Origin of the sequence: Streptomyces herbicida, from assembly GCF_032656585.1 — a bacterium.
GTDB classification, from domain to species: Bacteria; Actinomycetota; Actinomycetes; order Streptomycetales; family Streptomycetaceae; genus Streptomyces; species Streptomyces herbicida.
On sequence record NZ_JAUYWJ010000031.1, the window covers coordinates 60,830 to 77,736 of the forward strand.

8 protein-coding genes and 3 pseudogenes are annotated in these 16,907 nt (G+C 68.2%); 4 read left to right on the forward strand and 7 right to left on the reverse strand.

The genetic code is table 11. The features are described 5' to 3' along the window. Positions 1-129: 129 nt before the first annotated feature. The 7 genes and pseudogenes from Q8A52_RS42710 to Q8A52_RS42740 form a co-directional block, all read right to left on the reverse strand. Entirely contained in the window at positions 130-3,618 is a 3,489-nt protein-coding gene (locus tag Q8A52_RS42710; RefSeq protein WP_316762509.1) for a hypothetical protein, read from the reverse strand. Beyond that, on the reverse strand, positions 3,615-5,774 hold the full coding sequence (locus tag Q8A52_RS42715; RefSeq protein ID WP_316762512.1) for a WD40 repeat domain-containing protein: 2,160 nt from the start codon (positions 5,772-5,774) through the stop codon (positions 3,615-3,617). The genes Q8A52_RS42710 and Q8A52_RS42715 overlap by 4 nt, the downstream gene beginning before the upstream one ends. Further along, complete coding sequence (locus tag Q8A52_RS42720) at positions 5,774-8,470, reverse strand: hypothetical protein (protein ID WP_316762515.1); 2,697 nt, start codon at positions 8,468-8,470, stop codon at positions 5,774-5,776. Before Q8A52_RS42720 ends, Q8A52_RS42715 begins: the two co-directional genes overlap by 1 nt. Before the next feature lie 539 nt (positions 8,471-9,009). Then, positions 9,010-9,728, reverse strand: a pseudogene (locus Q8A52_RS42725) (IS6 family transposase). Positions 9,729-9,768: 40 nt separating this feature from the next. Continuing rightward, positions 9,769-10,068 (reverse strand): annotated as a pseudogene (locus tag Q8A52_RS42730) (hypothetical protein); the annotation flags it as partial. Then, positions 10,055-10,342 (reverse strand): annotated as a pseudogene (locus tag Q8A52_RS42735) (hypothetical protein); the annotation flags it as partial. The pseudogenes Q8A52_RS42735 and Q8A52_RS42730, both read right to left, overlap by 14 nt. Further along, positions 10,339-11,211, reverse strand: a complete 873-nt coding sequence (locus tag Q8A52_RS42740; RefSeq protein ID WP_316762518.1) for a conjugal transfer protein — start codon at positions 11,209-11,211, stop codon at positions 10,339-10,341. The pseudogene Q8A52_RS42735 and the gene Q8A52_RS42740, both read right to left, overlap by 4 nt. Before the next feature lie 703 nt (positions 11,212-11,914). Here Q8A52_RS42740 and Q8A52_RS42745 point away from each other — a divergent pair. The 4 genes from Q8A52_RS42745 to Q8A52_RS42760 all read left to right on the forward strand — a co-directional run bounded on the left by Q8A52_RS42745 (position 11,915) and on the right by Q8A52_RS42760 (position 16,824). Continuing rightward, the gene (locus tag Q8A52_RS42745) at positions 11,915-13,351 is read left to right on the forward strand and encodes a helix-turn-helix domain-containing protein (protein WP_316762583.1); all 1,437 of its coding nucleotides are present in this window, start codon (positions 11,915-11,917) and stop codon (positions 13,349-13,351) included. Positions 13,352-13,554: 203 nt separating this feature from the next. Continuing rightward, complete coding sequence (locus tag Q8A52_RS42750; RefSeq protein ID WP_316762520.1) at positions 13,555-14,172, forward strand: hypothetical protein; 618 nt, start codon at positions 13,555-13,557, stop codon at positions 14,170-14,172. Between the two features lie 96 nt (positions 14,173-14,268). Continuing rightward, entirely contained in the window at positions 14,269-14,613 is a 345-nt protein-coding gene (locus Q8A52_RS42755; protein WP_316762523.1) for a hypothetical protein, read from the forward strand. A 180-nt stretch (positions 14,614-14,793) separates the two neighbouring features. Further along, complete coding sequence (locus tag Q8A52_RS42760; RefSeq protein ID WP_316762584.1) at positions 14,794-16,824, forward strand: TerD family protein; 2,031 nt, start codon at positions 14,794-14,796, stop codon at positions 16,822-16,824. Positions 16,825-16,907: the final 83 nt, after the last annotated feature.

A 16,907-nucleotide genomic window follows, 5' to 3' on the forward strand; every position in this document is an offset into this window, starting at 1 on the left:
TGGTGTTCGGTCCGGCAGTGGGTCCCACGTCCGGGCAGGCACACCATGGGTGCTCGGTCGTGTGGCGAGTGGCGATGCCGACAAGGGCTGATCGGTGCGAGCTCGTTCGGTCTTCGGCGTGGGGTGTGGTCAGTTCGGCCGCCAGTCGGCAGGAAGAGGGACGGTGTCGACGAACACCGTCCGGTCACGGAGTTCAGTGGGAGACGTCGAGGTCACGGGCGCGTCGAGGTGTTCGATTTCGCGGACTCGGAGCCGGAGAGGGGAGGAGTCGGAAGGCAGCCGCAGTGTGCAGGGGGTTTCAGGCTGCTCGCTGGTCAGGGTGTGTGACGGCAGCGGATGCCACGCGGGGATGTCGGCGGAGGGCGGGGTGGTGAGGTCGACCAGGTCGATGGAACGCGGGTCCACTCCAGAGGCGGGATGCGCTGTCTCCAGGCTGAGTTCCAGGCGGTTGGGAGGATTCGGACCTGCTCCGAGCAGTGACACGTGTATGTCGACGCCGTTGCGTTCGATGATCAGATGACGGTCCGGAAGGAGCCGTACCGGATCGGACACGCTGATGGGAGACAGGGACAGGCCGGCCAGGCTGTCGGGCTGGTAGCGGGCGAGGGCGAGCCTGACGAAAGGCGCGTAGGAGAGCGGCGGCGGGGTGATCTCGACGTCGGCGTACCAGTTGTCGCCTGCGCGGGTGACAGCGTAGGGAACGAGCCAGATGGACGGGCCCAGGTCCGGCTGGGCGGAGGGGGTGGGAGTTGCACTGAATCCGGCGAACCAGTCCTTGGTGGCAAGAGGCGGAAGTGGCGCCGCGGCGAAGATGGGATCCCTGCCGAGCTGGGTCACGGGGACGGCCGGCACAGAGCCGACGGCGGCCACGAGGACGGCGAGTTGTTCGCCTTCGCCGGTCTCGTACCACGGGCCGGCAAGTTCCAGCCGTAGTCGCCGTGAGGAACGGAGACGTTCGATCCGGGTGGAGGTGGCCTGGCTCTGCCACCGGAAGGAAGGCGTCGTCGACAACAGGGCCAGGTCCGGGGGACGGGCGCTGGAACGAATGGTGACGGGTTGCTGAGCACGAGTCAGCCGGAAGGCGTCATCGGGGTCGTCGGCGTCGAAGTAGGTGCGGAAGCGGCTGATCGCCTTCAGCGTGTAAGTGACTCTGCGGTGTTTGGTGTCGCCGAATTCGTGGCGGATTTGCAGGGCCGGCGGATCGCCTCGGGGAATCGTTTCCCCGTGCAGGTAGTCGACGGCCTTCGGGCGGCCGCCGTCGTTTGTCCATTCCTGCCAGGCCGCGGAGACCTCCAGCCGTCCGGTGCTGTCCGTGTTCAATCCGGTGGGCGAGAAGGCGGGCCGCAGAACGGCGTGGGTCTCGTGTGGGGCTCGGTCGATGCCCTCAGGTGGGAGCTGCCACAGGGGTTCCGCCAGTGGGCGTCTGACGGCGTGAACCAGATGAATTCTGCGGACAGGCGAGAGCAACGGGTGCCGTCCGTTTTGGGCGATTGCCTGCCATTGGTCTGCCGGTGGGCTGGGAATGCCCGGTGTGTCGACCGGTCGGCTGAGCCACAGGCCGACAGCGAAGTGATCGAGGAAGTCGTGACGGACGGTGGAGGACAGTTCGAGGACCGCCTCCTCGGCCTTGGCCAGCCGGATGTCCAGCGTGTCGCCCCGCCAGTCGAGGCGGATGGGAGGGTTCGCAGTGAGCTGGTCGGTGAGTTGGATGTGCTTGGGATCGCCCGAGGGCCAGGGCGGCCACTCGGCGCGTTCGTGGAGCGGCTCGTCCAGTCCGCCGGGGGCAGGGGGAACGTAGGCGCTGATACCGCTGGTAGCAGGGTCGGGAAGCGCGTCGGCCGGGGCGTCGGCGGCTTCGGCGCGAAGCGCGCGCTGGGCCAGTTGCCAAGTGTGTTCCATGAACTGCTGGCCGGAGTCACCAGGTCCTCGTGGATCGAACACGCCGTGTTGCTCGGCCAGGGCGAAACTCGTGGCCGGCGGGTGCAGTACGCGTCGATCGACCGGAGAGTACTGGGGGTGGGCGGCGTGGAATTCGTCGATGCTCATGTCGAAGTCGCTGCGGATGACCATACGGTCGATGGCCGCGCCGGTGCTGAAGGCGCCGTCGTGGCTCAGCCGCGGCGGCTGGATGGGGTCACTTCGGGTATAGACGATCGTTTCGGTGGCACCGGTGCTGCCCAGCAGGTCCTCCATGGCCGGTCCGCCGCCGGTGAGGTCGGCGATCCTGATGCGGATTTCGTAGCGGGTCGCGAACCGCAGCCGGGGCAGGCTGCCGTCCGGCACACGAAAGGACCAGCGGAACTCGTACGGTGGTGACTGAGCCGGCTTCGGTCCGGCCTGGTCATCACCGCCGAGCAGGTTGATGAGCGGCACCGCCCGGCTCCATCCGTCCCAGCGGACCACGACCTCGTCCGCGTGCATGCGTCCGTCCGGGGTCTTCACCGCCGTGTGTGGTTTGACGTGGCCTTCTTCCTTGTGAGCACCTTGGCTCAGCGCAATGGTCCGCCCGTCTGAGGCCTTGACGGTGTAGGTGGCCTCGCGCTCGCACAAGGACTGCCAGGGACCGTCCTCGACCCGGATGTCGACCCGATAGCCGAGCACCAGGTCCGCGGTGGTCAATTCGGCGCCCTCCAAGGAGGCCCCGGCTCGCCTCGAGGCGACGTCGACACGGGTGGTGAAGTCTGACTGGCGGTCAGGACGGATCAAGGTCAGGCCGCCCGTGCGCAGGCTGGGGAGTACGGGCGGGCGTTGGGCATCGGCATTCAGTGCCCTGGCTTCCGCCTGCAGGGCGCCGACGGCCGCGTCGACGTCGAGGGTGGTAAGCGCCCATGGCGGGGTCTCGGAGCCGGCCCAATCCAGCAGGCCGACACCGCTCAGATCCAGGAGTCCCCGGCGAATCCCGTTGGAGCCGGCGGCGGGGGCGGCCCAGAAGGTGTCCTCCGAGAGGTCGTACTTGGTCCAGGGGGCGGTGATCAGGTCGCCCAGCGGGAGGTCTGGGCAGCGGATTCGCAGGAACCGCGGGCCCGTTCCGACCCGCAGGTCCGCCACCTTGACACTCAGCTCGAAGACCAGTCCGAGGGCCCGTAGGACAGTGGGATGTTCGCGCAGTGTCGCCACGGCCTGGTGGAAGTCGATGGGCGGCGACAGCGGTGGCAGCGGTTCCTCGACGGGGACGGATGGCGACAGAGCGGAGTGCCAGCGTTCGATGCGCTGTCGCACGGACTCGGAGTCCGGTTGCGGGACAGCCAAGATGCTGGTGCACTCCCGGTAGGACCTCACGACGGCCCTGGCGTCCGAGTAGGTCGGGCGGACTTGTGGTACCGGCTGCTCCTTCGGGCTCCACGCGTCGATCGACCCGGCGTCCCCGTCGAAGAACGCGTGCCAGGCGTCGCTGTCGGCGGCCAGGTCGTAGACGGGAGCGGTGTCCGCGTCGCGGATACCGGCATCGGTTTTCACCTGCAGCTCGAAGGATGTGTCAGCCAGCAGCGACGGCCAGTCCTGCAGGCCGAAGTCGGCGAGGGAGCCTGCGCCGAGTTGGGGGACAACCAAGACGCGGATGCGGGCGGTCGACGGCGAGGACAGGCCGCCGGGAACCGCCACCCACAGCAGTCTGCTCATGCTTCTCGCCTCCCAGGGTAGACGCGGACCAGTGTGTCCTCGCAGGCGGTGGCGAGCAGTTTGCCGTCCGGGCTGTAGGCCAGGTCGTGTATCGCCGCCGGGTGGTTGAGACGGCTCAGCTCGGTGCCGTCCGCGCAATCCATGATCGTCACCTTGGGCGACGGCAGGTCGCTGACGAGCGCCAGCTGCTCCACGGCCGGGTGGAAGGCAAGGCCGGTGATCGTCTGTGGGAAGTTCATCCCCCGGGCCAGTGCGGGAGGGGTGGACCCCACATTGAACAGGTGGACAGCCTGGTCCTTGCCCGCGGTCGCCAGCAAGGTCTCGTCATGGCTGAACGCGACGGCGGTCACCTCCCTGGTGTGAACGGACCGTCCCAGCACATGTCCGGTGAGGGGGTCGATGATCAGCACGGTCCCGTCGTCTCCGCCAGCGGCCAGCATCGAGCCGTGCGGACTGAAGGCGATCGCGCGGATCTTCGCGTCGTGACGGAAGCGAAACAGTTCCGCGCCTGTGCCCGGGTTCACGATCCGGGTCGAGCGGTCTGCACAGGCGGTGGCGATCCAGCGGCCGTCTGGGCTCGCCGCCACCAGGGTCACCCCCTGCGGGTGGGTCAGTCGCCACCGTTCCTGGCCGCTGTCGCCGGTGATGAGACGCGCGGACTTGTCGCCACTGGCGGTGACCACGTTGTGCCCGCCAGGGGGAAGGAACGCGAGCGCGTTCACGGGAGCGTTATGGGCGACCAGCCACTGTCTGTCACCCGTGGAAGAATCGAAAAGGCGGGCGCCGCCTTCGGTACTGCCGGTGGCGAAGTGGCTGCCGTCCGGACTGAATTCGAGCGCCGTGATCAGCCCAGGGTGGATTCTTTCCAGTACCAGCTCGCCGGTGTCGGCGTGAAAGACCGTTGCCTTCGACTCGGCGTCCTGGCTCGCGGCGGCGGCCAGCGGACCTGGGGACGAGGTGAGGGCGACCCGGGTGACCGGGCCATCGAACACCCGGTGAGACACGCCTGTGGGGTTCATGTCGCGTATCTGGAGGAATGCAGTGACCTGCCCATCAGGGCCCGTCTCTCCGCTGAGCGCGACGCGCCGGCCGTCACGGGCGAACGCGAGGTTCTTGAGACGGTCTGTGCTTTCCTGCCAGACCGTGGTGCCGAGCCTGGAGTTCACTATCTTCATTCCGCTGCCGGACGCGATGGCGACTTCGGGAAGAGCGGGGTTGAACCGGGCTTGGGCATCGTTGCCCACCGGTGTTTCGAAGCCTCGGCTGCCGTCGGCCACCTCCCACAGCACCATCGCATCCGGCCCGCACCTGACCAGGAGCCGGCCGTCGGCGCTGAGCACGGTCGGCAGACCGATGAGGGGGTCCTTGAGGTCGGCAGACGCCCTGATCCCACCGTCGTCGGTGGCGAGAAGGTAGGTGTGACGCTCTGTCGCGGCGACGATGCTGCTGTCTGCTTCGACAAAGGTGAACTGCGCGAGGGGTTCGGGCAGGGAGGTGACCCATCGTGTCGTCGAACTCGTGACGTCGATCAGGACCAGGCGCTCTTCGTCGGCCGTCACGAGCCACCGGGAGTCCTTGCTGAAAACAGGGGGCATCAGTGCCGGGGAGAACGAGGCGACCTCATGAGTGAGTTCGCCGTTGGCCGCATCGAGCAGGAGGATGCTCTGACCCGCGGCCGCCAACCGTGTGCCATCGGGACTGTAGCTGAGGTGCTTGGTCGCAGAGGCGGCGTCGTCCCGGACCCAGCGCACCGTGGAGGAGTCGGCGGCCAGCACACCGATCCGATCAGGAGGCACTTCGACTCCCGTGACGTGCCAGCCCGAGTGTTCGCGGTTCCACTTTTCACACGCCGCTCGCTTCGGGAAGGGCAGCTCGCTGCAGTCGATGGGCTCCACCCACTCTCTGATCGTTCGTCTATGCCCCAGCCGGCCCGCGAAAGCCAACGATTGTCCGTCAGCGCTGACCGCAAGGGATCGGACGTCCGTGACGTCTAGGGTCCAAAGTGTTTCACCCGTGGAGGTATTCAGTGTCCTGATCGACTCGTCCGAGGAGCCGAAGCCGACAACAGTCAGGCGCTGCCCGTCGGCACTCCAGAGAATTTCGGACGGCCACGAGCTGAGGTGTGCCGTGGCCAGGACCTCACCGATCTCACTCATCACTGGTCTCCTGTCGGAACGGGAACGAACGCGGCCTGATAGGCCCGCCAGCGTTCCAGTCCCCCCGCGGGGGCGCGTGCCGAGAGGACCGCTTCACGCATCCGCGCCCCGCCGCCGGCCAGCACCCATGTGCCGCTGTCGAGTTCGACGCTGTCCGACCACAGGGTGAGATCGATCTCGATGACCAGCGTCGCCCGGCCGACCAGAGCCTTGGTGGCGGACTGGTAGGCGAGCTCGATGCACAACTCGACCGACACCGACACCAGTCCGAGAACCTCCACACACCCGCCGATCCGCAGATAGCCGGAGAGAGCGACGTTGCTTCCGGCCAGTTCGAACCGGACGCCGCCGAGCGCGTGGACCTCCCCGCGGGCGACTACGAAGTCGACGGCGAGCATCGCGCCGAACTCGAGCGCTCCCTCCAGCCGCCGCAGCCCGGTATGGTCGAGTTCCAGCTCCAGAAAGCCGCCGCCCCCGAACATCAGCACGGTCACAGTGAACGGGTTCCTCCGACTTGCGAAGCCGAAGGCCACCGACACCGGCCGCCCGTCGAATGGGACGGAGACCTGGGTGTTCACCGCGAAGTCACGCAGCACGAACGCGCCTGCGGTGACGGAGGGCAACGGCAAGGAGTAGTGCGCGAGCAGACCGGCCGGTGTCACGTCGATGTACGGTTCAACGTCACTGAGATCGACGGCGTCTCCCAACGCCTCGAGTAGTTGCAGTTCGCCGAGGAACTTCACATCCACTCCGCCGACCTCAGTTTTTGGCATTCCGCCGCTGTGGTGGGTGTAGCTCAAGGACGCGAACTGCAGTTGCAGCAGCGGATTTGCGGGGGACGGCAACACCAGGGCGAAGTCACGTACCGTGCAGACGGTGTCGGATCCGGTGTCCGTAACCGTCACGCTCAGGTCCAACGTGCTTCGACCAGTTGGCTGGAACCCACCGCTCGGCCTGAGCCTGACACCTTCCCATGCCATCTTCACCGCGGGCTGTTCGCCGGGCAGGAGCACAGAGGTGATCTGCGGTGGCGCCTTCAGGTCGGTGACGAGATCCTTCAGCGCGAACCCCAACAACGTGGCATCGTCGGGGAAGAGGCGGCCTGGATCGATAAGCCCTGTCCTCGGGTCGGGCAACGCTCCAAGATCAATCGGTCCTTGGGAGCGTGAGATCCCGTTCGCGACGTAGTGGGGCGCTATGAGACCACCTGATCGGGCGGTCCGGCCGACGAAGCTGATAGGGAGGGGGGAGGCCGTTTCCAGGTGTACGTCCTGGGCCGCGCCCTCGCGCAGGTATGCCTCCGTGAAGTGGACTTCATGGGGCACGTCGTCGTCCAGCAGGGCCCTGAGCGCGGGCAGCTTCACCTCCAGGGCGCACAGCTGCGGACGGTAGCCGGTCTTACTGCCTTCGATGGTGAGACCGTGTACCTCCTGGACGTCACCGGCTCGGTGTTCGTCCGTCCGGACAAGGTCGACAGGAACTCCTGGGAGTGGGACGGCGTGCTGCCCGTAGACGTCTGCCAGTTTCCCTGTGAGGCCAGGATCGTGGAGCGAGCCGAAGTCGGGGGACAGATCGGCGACGAACAACAGCTCCAGGTCGAAGCGGACGTCACCGTGCGAAGTTGCGCACCGGACAGGGAATTTGACGTGATGGCCATCGGGCGTGGTCGGCCAGAAATAGGTGGGCAGAGGCTGACCCGTTCCCGGTTTCGGGTAGTTCTGCCACTGGGCCTCCGTGAGGTCGGGGTAGGAGACGGTGGTGATCTCGACCTCCCCGAACGGGAAGGCGCGCCGGGCCCGGGCCTCGGCGGGCGGCTGGTGCACCGGTTCGGTGACGGTCAGCACGAATATGCTGCGGAGCAGGGCGGCGTTCCCGGCCAACGGGTCGAAGACACGTTCACTGAGTTCCAGGTATTCGGCCCGATGACCCAGCGGATAAAGCACACCGGAAGTCAGCGTGCGGACTCGGATGTCGCGGCCGAGCACCGCCTGATGCTCCCACTGGAAGTTCTCCCACCAGCCCTTGGCCGAGAGGGTGCCCCCCAGGGAGCTCAATTCGAGCCTGCTGGCCTGCGCGGGACTCACGCGGGCGGCGGACGTGAGCCGCACCCGCTCCGCCTGGCCCAGCGGCACCGAGAAACCGGGGTCAGCCGTCCCGGCGGCACCAGGGTCGACGGCGCGCAGTCCGAGGGACCCCTCCTCGACGGGGGCATCCGGCCCCGGCCGGGCGGACATGAGACGGGCCCGCCACAGGCCGGAGACTCCGGCAAGTGTCACGGGCAATAAGGGATGGACGGACACCACTTCGTGACCGGGCTGACCGTTCTCCAAGGAGAAGATCACTCGCCAGGGCAGTTCGAGGGACGTGTCCATGGCACCTGGAGGGATCGGCGCAGGGACCGGACGACCTCGACTCAGCGCCTCCAGAATGCCGTCCACGGTGGGCACGAGTGAAGTGCCACGCGGCACAGCAAAGGCCAGCCTGCTCGGCCCGGAGAGAACCGCTCGCCAAACGGGCACAGAGGACCCCGAGCCTGAAGGCAGCATCAGCGGCGCCGGGTCTCCGAGTCGCGATGTCTCCTCGGCCAGATGCTGAGGCGGAAAGGTGAGCAACACTCGGGCGTCGTCGGTGATCGCTTTGAGTACCGGCATACCGTCGTGGCGCGTCTCAACCACGGCCAGACCGGACCAGCTCACTCCGAGCAGGATGTGATCTGCGGATCTGATCAGTAGAAAGTTCGGCATGGCAACCACCAGCCGCAGCAGCCGTGTCTGTCTTCTGCATTTCTCAGCGGACCGGGGCGTCTCAACCCGATACAGGCCGTCCTGGTCCCAGGCCCGATCCATGAGATCGCTGGCGCCGTCGGGCCCGGTCCGGCGACAATCACTTGATCAGCCTTTGAAGCTCAACTCCATGATTGCCCACATCCAGGAAGAACGCATACGCAACATATCGTTGCCGGGTGGCTTCCGCTTGCTCCTACGTCAAGCAGCTGCTGCGAGGTGGTTTTGTGGCTCCTCGGCAGGGTGAGGGTGGCGGCGCAGGCCATCGTGGCCGCCCTCACGCGATTCCGGACGCTTTTATGCCGAGGACCAGTTGAAGGCGTGGGCGCCCCGGAGTGTGTCCTGATTGCTCAGGACGTCCCGCAGGCCGCCGTCGGGCGCTGTCACGTTGTTGAGTGCGTGGTGGCATGAGGGTGTGTCAGGGTATGGCGGCCCGGCTTCCGGGCCTGTTTTCAGGCCGTGGCGGGTCGGCCGACAGCGCCGGTGACCTGGTCCCAGATGACGAAGAGCACGGTCATCTCGAACCGGTGGTCCGGCGCGGTCATCAGGTGCCGGCGGGGCCGAACGTGGGGTGAGATGCTGCTGAACGCGGACAGGAAGCGTTGCGCTCCGCCGACGCTGCGGAAGCCCTTCATCGCGCGTTCGCGCTGCCGGGTGGGCTGGTGGGAGTTCTCCGCCCGGTTGTTCAGTCCCTTGTGCGAGCGGTGCTCCACCGAGGGCATGACCTCGCGGTGGGCAGCGCCGTAGGAACGGAGCTTGTCGGTGACGACCACCCGCGGCACCGCACGCGTCTTCTTCAGCAGCCTGCGGAAGAACCGCCTGGCCGCGGCCTTGTCCCGGCGGCCCTGCACGAGGATGTCCAGGACGTTGCCCTCCTGGTCGACAGCCGCCACAGGTACTTCAGCTCCCCGTTGATCCTGATGAACACCTCGTCCAGGTGCCACTTGTCACCGGGCCCAGGACGCCTGCGGCGCAGCCCGTCGGCATAGGCCTGCCCGAACTTCCGGCACCACCGCCGGACGGTCTCGTAGGAGACGATGACGCCTCGCTGGAGCATCAGCTCCTCGACCTCGCGGTAGGACAGCGGGAAGCGGGAGTATAGCCACACGCAGTGCGAGATCACTTCGACCGGGTACCGGTGACCCCTGTACGACGGTGACATACCCTCCATGGACAAGATCATCTCACCCTGTCAGCCAACGTGACAGCGCCTGGTCGACGCGGGGCGCGGCCATGACCGGGACAGCGGGAGCAGCCTCCTCGAGGGTGAAGCCGCCGAGCAGGGGACGGGAGAGCCGGTCCCGGGCGGCCCTGCCGCCGATGCGGCCGCCTTGCGGCTGCCAGGCGAGCAACAGCCAGCCCAGCGCAGCCTGCAACGGGCCGCGACCCTTGATCTTCGGCCGGCGTACGGCCCAGACCGTCAGGACCCAGGCCACGATCGGCAGGGGCCCCATCCACGACCACCAGCTGATCGTCTTGATCAGCAGGAAGCCGCCGCCGACTGCGACCGCGCACGGCGGGAGCGCCCTTGGACGGGTTCTTCACCTCGTCGGTGAACATGTCTGCGAGGTCGTTGCGGCTGGCGTACAGCCCCAACGCGATGATCATCAGAAGCAGGGCGCCGATCCCGGCCTTCAGACTGAACTTCTGGATCATGATGACGACGACGAGTACGACCAGACCGGCTTGCAGGCCCTTGGTCGCCCACTCCTTGAACATGTTGATCCAGGAGTCGCCGAGGTCGTTGAGCTGCCCGGCGAGCATCAGGCGGTGCACCGTGTTCACCGGGCACCCCCGTCCTGGACGGTTCCGGACTGAAGCGCTGCGACTTCCCACCGGCCGGAGCGGGCCTTGAGGCCGATGTCGTACGCCAGCGGCCAGCGCCCGGCCTCATCCCGGGCCTCGACCTGGACGCGGACGCGGACCTTCGTGCCATCGGCCGGCACCTGCTCGGCGCCCGCGGCCTCCTCAGCGCCCCACACCTCCTGGACGGTGACCGCCGTGTACGGGGCGGGGGAGACCGGCGACAGCTTCACCCCGGGTGCGAGGTAGCGGTCAACCTCCCCGGCCCCCGTCAGGTACGCGCCGAAGAACTCGCCCACTGCCAAGGAGAGATCGCCGTCGGACGGCACGCTCACGCCGTACGGCGACTTGGCCACCGCGGCGCGCGCCGGGCCGGCCACTACGCCGGGGGCGCCGGTCACGGCGAACGAGGCGCCGCCCGCATCGGCGGCCACGGAAACGACGAAGTAACGCAGCCGTCCGTCGGCGTACTGCGCAGCCACGGTCACCGCCCACTCGCCGTCCTCGCGCTGCGCACTGCGCACGGCGGTCACCGAAGCCAACTTCGGCTGCGCACTGGCGACCGGGTCCGGCAGATCGACGTCCGGCGCGAGGGACTGCGCAAGCCGCGCCTGCGCACTGGTTGCGTCGTCGACGCTGCTGCGCAGCCACGCGTCGACGAACACCTGCGCATAGCCCGCCGGGTCGGCCGCAGTGGCCGTGCTGCGCACAGCGGCCGGCTTGCCCGAGGGGGCGGCCGCGACGGTGGTCGGGCCGGACAGCAGGACGCGCCGCCTCATCTTCTCCAGGCGGGCGCCTGCGGCCATCGGGGGAGCAGCGTCGCTCTCCGAGGCCTGCGTGCCAGGGGACATGGTCAAACTCCCGGGTCAGAACGTGTACTTGCTGACCTTGAGAAAACCCGCATACCCCGACCAGACCACCGACCATGAGTCCCCGACCACGGTCACGATGGGGACACAAAGCCCGTGGTCGGCCCGACCATAGGCCCGACCACGGCCCAAGGGCGGCGACCGGGCACGCCTGAACCGATCACCGCCAGGAGGGTGGTGGGGACGGGGAACTGGCCTAACGAGCCCAGGGATACGGAGGCAGAGGTCGCCGACGGATCGGGGGCGCGCCGCCTCCAGGGCGGAGGCCGTGGATGCCCGGTTGCGCACGACGCTGCCGAGTGCGCAGACCAACATCGACGGCATCTCCCCTCTGTGCGCAGTCGGCTGCACATGCCGAGTGCGCAGGACCGGGAGTCGTTGCGCAGCCGTCTGCGCAATGAGCGCAACCGCGACTGCGCAACTGCGACTGCGCAACTTTCCCGAGCACGGAGAAGACCCGTGGTCGGCCCGACCATGAGCCCGACCACGCCAGCCGTGTGCGCATGTTGCCGGATCGTGACCCGTGGTCGGGGTCTATGGTCGTCAGCCTGGTCGGGGGCGCGCGGTCAGCTGACGGTATGGATCTCACGCACGGCACGTCACTCAACGGGCCCGGCAATCTCGCCCCCGCAGGCCCGCTCCAGGGCATCGGCGGCCGCACGCACAGGGCGCGCGAGGACGCATGATGAGCCGCTTCGGGGCGGGGATCCGCCGTGGGGTGATGGCGGCGGACCAGTTCACCCAGATCGCCAACGGCCTGTTCCGTGACCCCAGGATCTCCTTCAAGGCGAAGGGAATCTTCGGCTTCATCAGCACCCACCGTGCTGGCTGGCACGTGACGGTCGCCGACCTCGTGCGCGCCGGACCCGACGGACGCGACGCCGTGCGCGGCGGCCTGGGCGAACTGCAGCGGCACGGCTACCTCATCCGCGAACAGCTCAGGCACGACGACGGGACGCTCGGCGAGATCGTGTACTCGATCACGGACCGCCCCGCCCCCGCCGACGCCGACCCTGACCTGGCGGCTGGCTCGGCGTTCGCCTCCGCGACAGCTGGCGAGGCGCCGCCCGGCTTCGGGGCGGGGATCCGCCGTGGGGTGATGGCGGCGGACCAGTTCACCCAGATCGCAAACGGCCTGTTTCGCGACTCAAGGCTCTCCTTCAAGGCGAAGGGAATCTTCGGGCTCATCAGCACGCACCGGGACGGCTGGCGGATGAGTGTGACGGACCTGGCGCGCCGCAGCGGCGACGGCGAGGCGGCCGTCAAGAGCGGCCTGAGGGAGCTGGAGAAGCACGGCTTCCTGCTCCGGGAACGCGAGCGCAGCCCCGACGGCACCCTCGGCGCGGCCGTGTACTTCATCACCGACCTGCCCAGCCTGCAAAACACAAGGTCGCAACCGATGTCGGGTTTTCCACCGGTGGATAACCCGACGTCGGTTAATCGCCCCACTAAGAACACCAACAGAAAGAAGACCAACAAGCAGAACACCAGCCCCGTCCCTCCGTGCGACCGCAGCGACGTCGCGCGCACACCTGAAGGGACGGACCAGCCGGACGCACCAGCGTCCCCGCCGGCTGTGCTCCCGGCGGACGAGATGCATCCAGGGATCCGGCTGCTGCTCGAGATCGGAGCAAGCCGCCCGGAACTCCTGCTGACCGGGAAGGTGCTGACCGATCAGGGCCGCGTGGTCACCGTGATGCTGGAGGCCGGCTGGAGCAGCGAGCAGCTGCGTCACGTCATCACCGACCGGCCCCTGCCGCAGCCGGTGCGCACCACGGTCGGTGCGATCATCGCCGCCCGCCTGCGGGCTGCCCAGGCCTACCTGCCCCCCGCCACGCTGGACAGCCGTCACCATCGCGGCGACGTCCTGGAAGACGAGCCACAGGGGTGGCCGTCGGCCGAGCGTTCGTCCACGGCGTCTGCCGCACGCACCGTGACCGCCGCTCTGACCTACCGGGCGCTCGTCGAATGCGCCGGCTGCGGCCTGCCCGGAACCGCCCCCGGCGAAGACCTCTGCCCGGCCTGCCTCGGATGGCCGCTGTGCCGAACCTGCCCCGGTCCGACCCGCAAGCGTGCCCACCCCGACGGCGATGGCCGCTGCACGACGTGCGCCTCTGCCTGACCGACCAACGGAAGGAAGCCTCCCGTGACTGATACCGGCAACACCCCAGCGTCACGTCACCCGGCTTCGCAGCACCGCCGCCCCTTCGCCGCCGACCCGGGCCGGTGGGAGGCGGAACATGCACGCGCCCTGCGAACCGGCCATGTCCGCGACCGTATGTGCACAGCCGCGTGCGAACCTGTGCTCGTCTACGAGCGCACCCGGTGGGGCTGGCTCGCCTGGACCGTCCCAGGCGACGGCTCGAGGCCCGACCTCCCCCACCAGATCGGAGTTCTCACCCCTCGGCCACACGGTGGCAGCGCCTGGTTCTGCGCCGGCTGACCAGGCGCCCCGCCCGGCGCATCGGCCTGGCCCCCGGCATCCCCGGCTCGCTGCGCCTGTTCACCGTCGTGGTCGCGTTCTTCAGCCTGGCTGCAGGCCTGTTCGCCATGGCCGATGGCATCCCCGCCGACGTCGCGCTGCCAGCGATCCTGCTTGCGCCGCTGCTCGCCGAACACCTGCCGGGCACGTGGGACACCAAGGCCCGCGAACACGTCCGCAGCGTCGAAGACGCCAGCGCCTGCCGCTACCTCCAGCGCCTTGCCGCCCTGCATACCTGCCTCGTCCAGGCCGCCGCCGGCAGCGCCCGCTGCGAGCCGCGCCGGTCGGCCGAGATCGGCCAGCAACTGCTCTGGGACGCCGCCGGCCTGCTCCAGACCCACGACACCCGCTCGACCTCAGGTGAACTCATGGCCCAACGGCTCATGCTCCAGCTCGCCGACCAGGTCGTCCAGATCCTCAAGCACGCATCCGCCCAGGCCAGAGCGGCTGACGCGGACTAGGCCCGCAAGCCGGGGCGGCCGCCTGGCACCCGGCGGACCGCAAGGCCAGCACCTCAGCACACGTCCGGCACGCCACCACTAGAGGGATCACTCGTCATGCCCGAGCCCCACACCGCTGCCCCCACCTCTGACGTCTACCTGCTGTTCGCTCACGAGCCCTACTACCCAGGCCCTGGAACCCAGGAGATCAACACCACGCTGGTGGCCGCCGACACCCTGCTGCACCCGCGGGTGCTCCAGCCCGACGGCACCCGGATTCACGACTTCCTCACCCGAGGACGGCAGCAGGGCGAGATCCCCCTGGCCACCCTCACCCACGAACTGAACGGAGGCGCCGACTGGCCCGCGGTCGGAGACTGGGAGCGCGTCACCGTCGACCTGGTGCACCTCGTGCAGACACAAAGGTGCGACGCCCTCAGCCTCGAAGGCCAGACCGAGTAGCCGTGCGGTGCTGCGGGCCAACTGCGGCCGAGTGTTGTGCTTTTGCGTGGCCCCCACGGCTGGGCGCCGTAAGCACTACGGTATCTGTGTGCGGCGCGTCACAGTGCGTCGCGTGTCAGGCAGCCGGGGCGGGGGATGCCTCTGTGCCCGGCCGCGATAGGTGGGGGCATTGTGCAGGAAATGATCAAGGGTTCGAATGTGACGCTCGCGGCCCTGAGCGAGAACGTCGGTTCAGTGATCGTCAGTTTAGGCTGGGGGAGCCCGACCGGCGAGGGGGACGCGGACGTGTCCGTCCTGTTGCTGGACGCCAGCGGCAAGGTCCGCAGCGACTCCGACTTCTACTTCTACAACAACCCGGTCGCCGCCGACGGAAGTGTGCAACTGCTGGGCAAGACGCCGACGGCCGACGGAAACGAGGACCGGATCAGCTTCGACCTGACTGCAGTTGCACCCGATGTCGACCGGATCGTCGTGGCGGCCAGCCGGTATGACGGGGCGCGCTTCGGAGAACTCGAAGAAGTGCGGCTGTCGTTGGCGGACGGTGCCGGTGAGGAGCTTGTGCACTTCGCCGTCGATGACGCCGACGCTGTGAGCGCGATCATCTTCGGCGAGCTGTACCGGCGCGAAGGAGGATGGAAGTTTCGTGCCGTCGGCCAGGGTTATGCCACTGGTCTCGCCGGTCTCGCCACGGACTTCGGGGTCGACATCGAGGACGACGCAGCAGCAGTAGAAGCACAGGACAACGCTGCGAGCGACGGTCCGGCAGATGTGACCCTCCCGGCTGCAGCCGGCGAGCCGTATCCGCAGGAGACCCTGACCGCCGTCCCCACTCCTCGCCGGCCCGACGACGGGCCGAAGAAGCCGAGCGCACGGCCCCGTACGGCCAAGAAGAAGATCACCCTGCCCAAGGCGACCAGGAAGACCCTGGCGGAGAACGAGTCCTGGAAGGAGGCCCGGCTCTTTCCCGTGTCGGCGCTCAAGAGCGACCGGGATCGGGAAATGCGCGCGACTTCGGTGCTCCTGTCGGTGATGGCCCAGGTGCCAGAATTCGGCAGGCGACTCATCGCTGCCTTCGGCGCGCCGGCTGGCCGTATGGAAACCTTCACCGAGGTCACGCTGCCGCACGGCGACACGCCGCGGCGCCCTGACGGGGTGATCCGCGTCGAGCGGGCCGGCAAGCTGTGGACGGCCCTCGTTGAGACGAAGACCAACGGCAACGCCCTCAAGGCCGATCAGGTGCAGGCATACATGGATATCGCCGCCCGCCGCGGCTACGAGGCCGTGGTCACCCTGTCAAATGACGTCGCACTGGAAGGCAGCCCGCTCATCGACGTCAAGATCGACGGGCGGCGCAAACACAAGGTAGCCCTCTGGCACCTCTCATGGGCGGAAGTTGCGCACCAGGCACAAATGCTGATCCGCCACGAGGGCGTCGGGAATCCGGCGCACGCCTGGCTCCTGCAGGAACTCCTGCACTACCTGCAGCACGAGAACTCCGGCTGCCACGGCTTCCAGAACATGGGGCCGGCCTGGGTGCCCGTACGCAACGGAATCGACGACGAAACCCTCTGCCAGGGAGACCCGCGCGCACTGGAAGTCGTCGAGAGCTGGGAACGGCTCATCCGCCAGGTAAGTCTCGGCCTCGGCGGCGAACTGGGACAGAAAGTGCTGCCCGTGCAGCGCACCAGGCGGGGAGCGGATCCGGGAGCACGCCGGAGCCGCCTCGCCGATCAGCTCTGCCTCGAAGGAAGACTGCAGGCGGAGCTGCGCATCGAGGGAACTCCCGGCGTCCTGGCGATCAGCGCGGACCTGCGCACCGGCAGACTGCGCACCTCCATGGAGATTCCTGTACCTGAGCAGGGCTACCCCCTGTCCTGGGCGAAACGGCTCGTGCGGCGCTTGGCCGAGGCACCGGCGGATCTCCATATCGAAACGCTGGTCGAAGGGGAGACCGGCGGCCCGCGAGGCACGCTGGAGCGGCTCCGGCCGGAGCCGGCAGACATGCTCCCGAAGGACAGCAGCACCCGAATCACCGGCTTCCGCCTGTCGTTGCTCAAGGGCATGGGGAGCGGGCGCGGCAACGCCGAGTCCGGATTCATCCGCAGCGTCGACGATGCGGTGCACCGCTTTTACAGCACCGTGGTGGTCCATGTGCACCGTGCCGCACCCCGCCGAGCGGTCTCCAAGGAACCTGCAGTAGCTACGAGGTGAGACTCCACAATCGCCATGACCGATCCACCGCGATGCCGCCGCAACTCTGACGCGGCTGGTGGCGGGCGACTGCGGCACGAGCG

Bases quoted from the DNA above. Each gene is read 5' to 3' on its own strand.
- Q8A52_RS42710 (WP_316762509.1), bottom strand. From the start codon at position 3,618: ATGAGCAGACTGCTGTGGGTGGCGGTTCCCGGCGGCCTGTCCTCGCCG.
- Q8A52_RS42715 (WP_316762512.1), bottom strand. From the start codon at position 5,774: ATGAGTGAGATCGGTGAGGTCCTGGCCACGGCACACCTCAGCTCGTGG.
- Q8A52_RS42740 (WP_316762518.1), bottom strand. From the start codon at position 11,211: ATGTCCCCTGGCACGCAGGCCTCGGAGAGCGACGCTGCTCCCCCGATG.
- Q8A52_RS42745 (WP_316762583.1), top strand. From the start codon at position 11,915: ATGAGCCGCTTCGGGGCGGGGATCCGCCGTGGGGTGATGGCGGCGGAC.
- Q8A52_RS42755 (WP_316762523.1), top strand. From the start codon at position 14,269: ATGCCCGAGCCCCACACCGCTGCCCCCACCTCTGACGTCTACCTGCTG.
- Q8A52_RS42760 (WP_316762584.1), top strand. From the start codon at position 14,794: ATGATCAAGGGTTCGAATGTGACGCTCGCGGCCCTGAGCGAGAACGTC.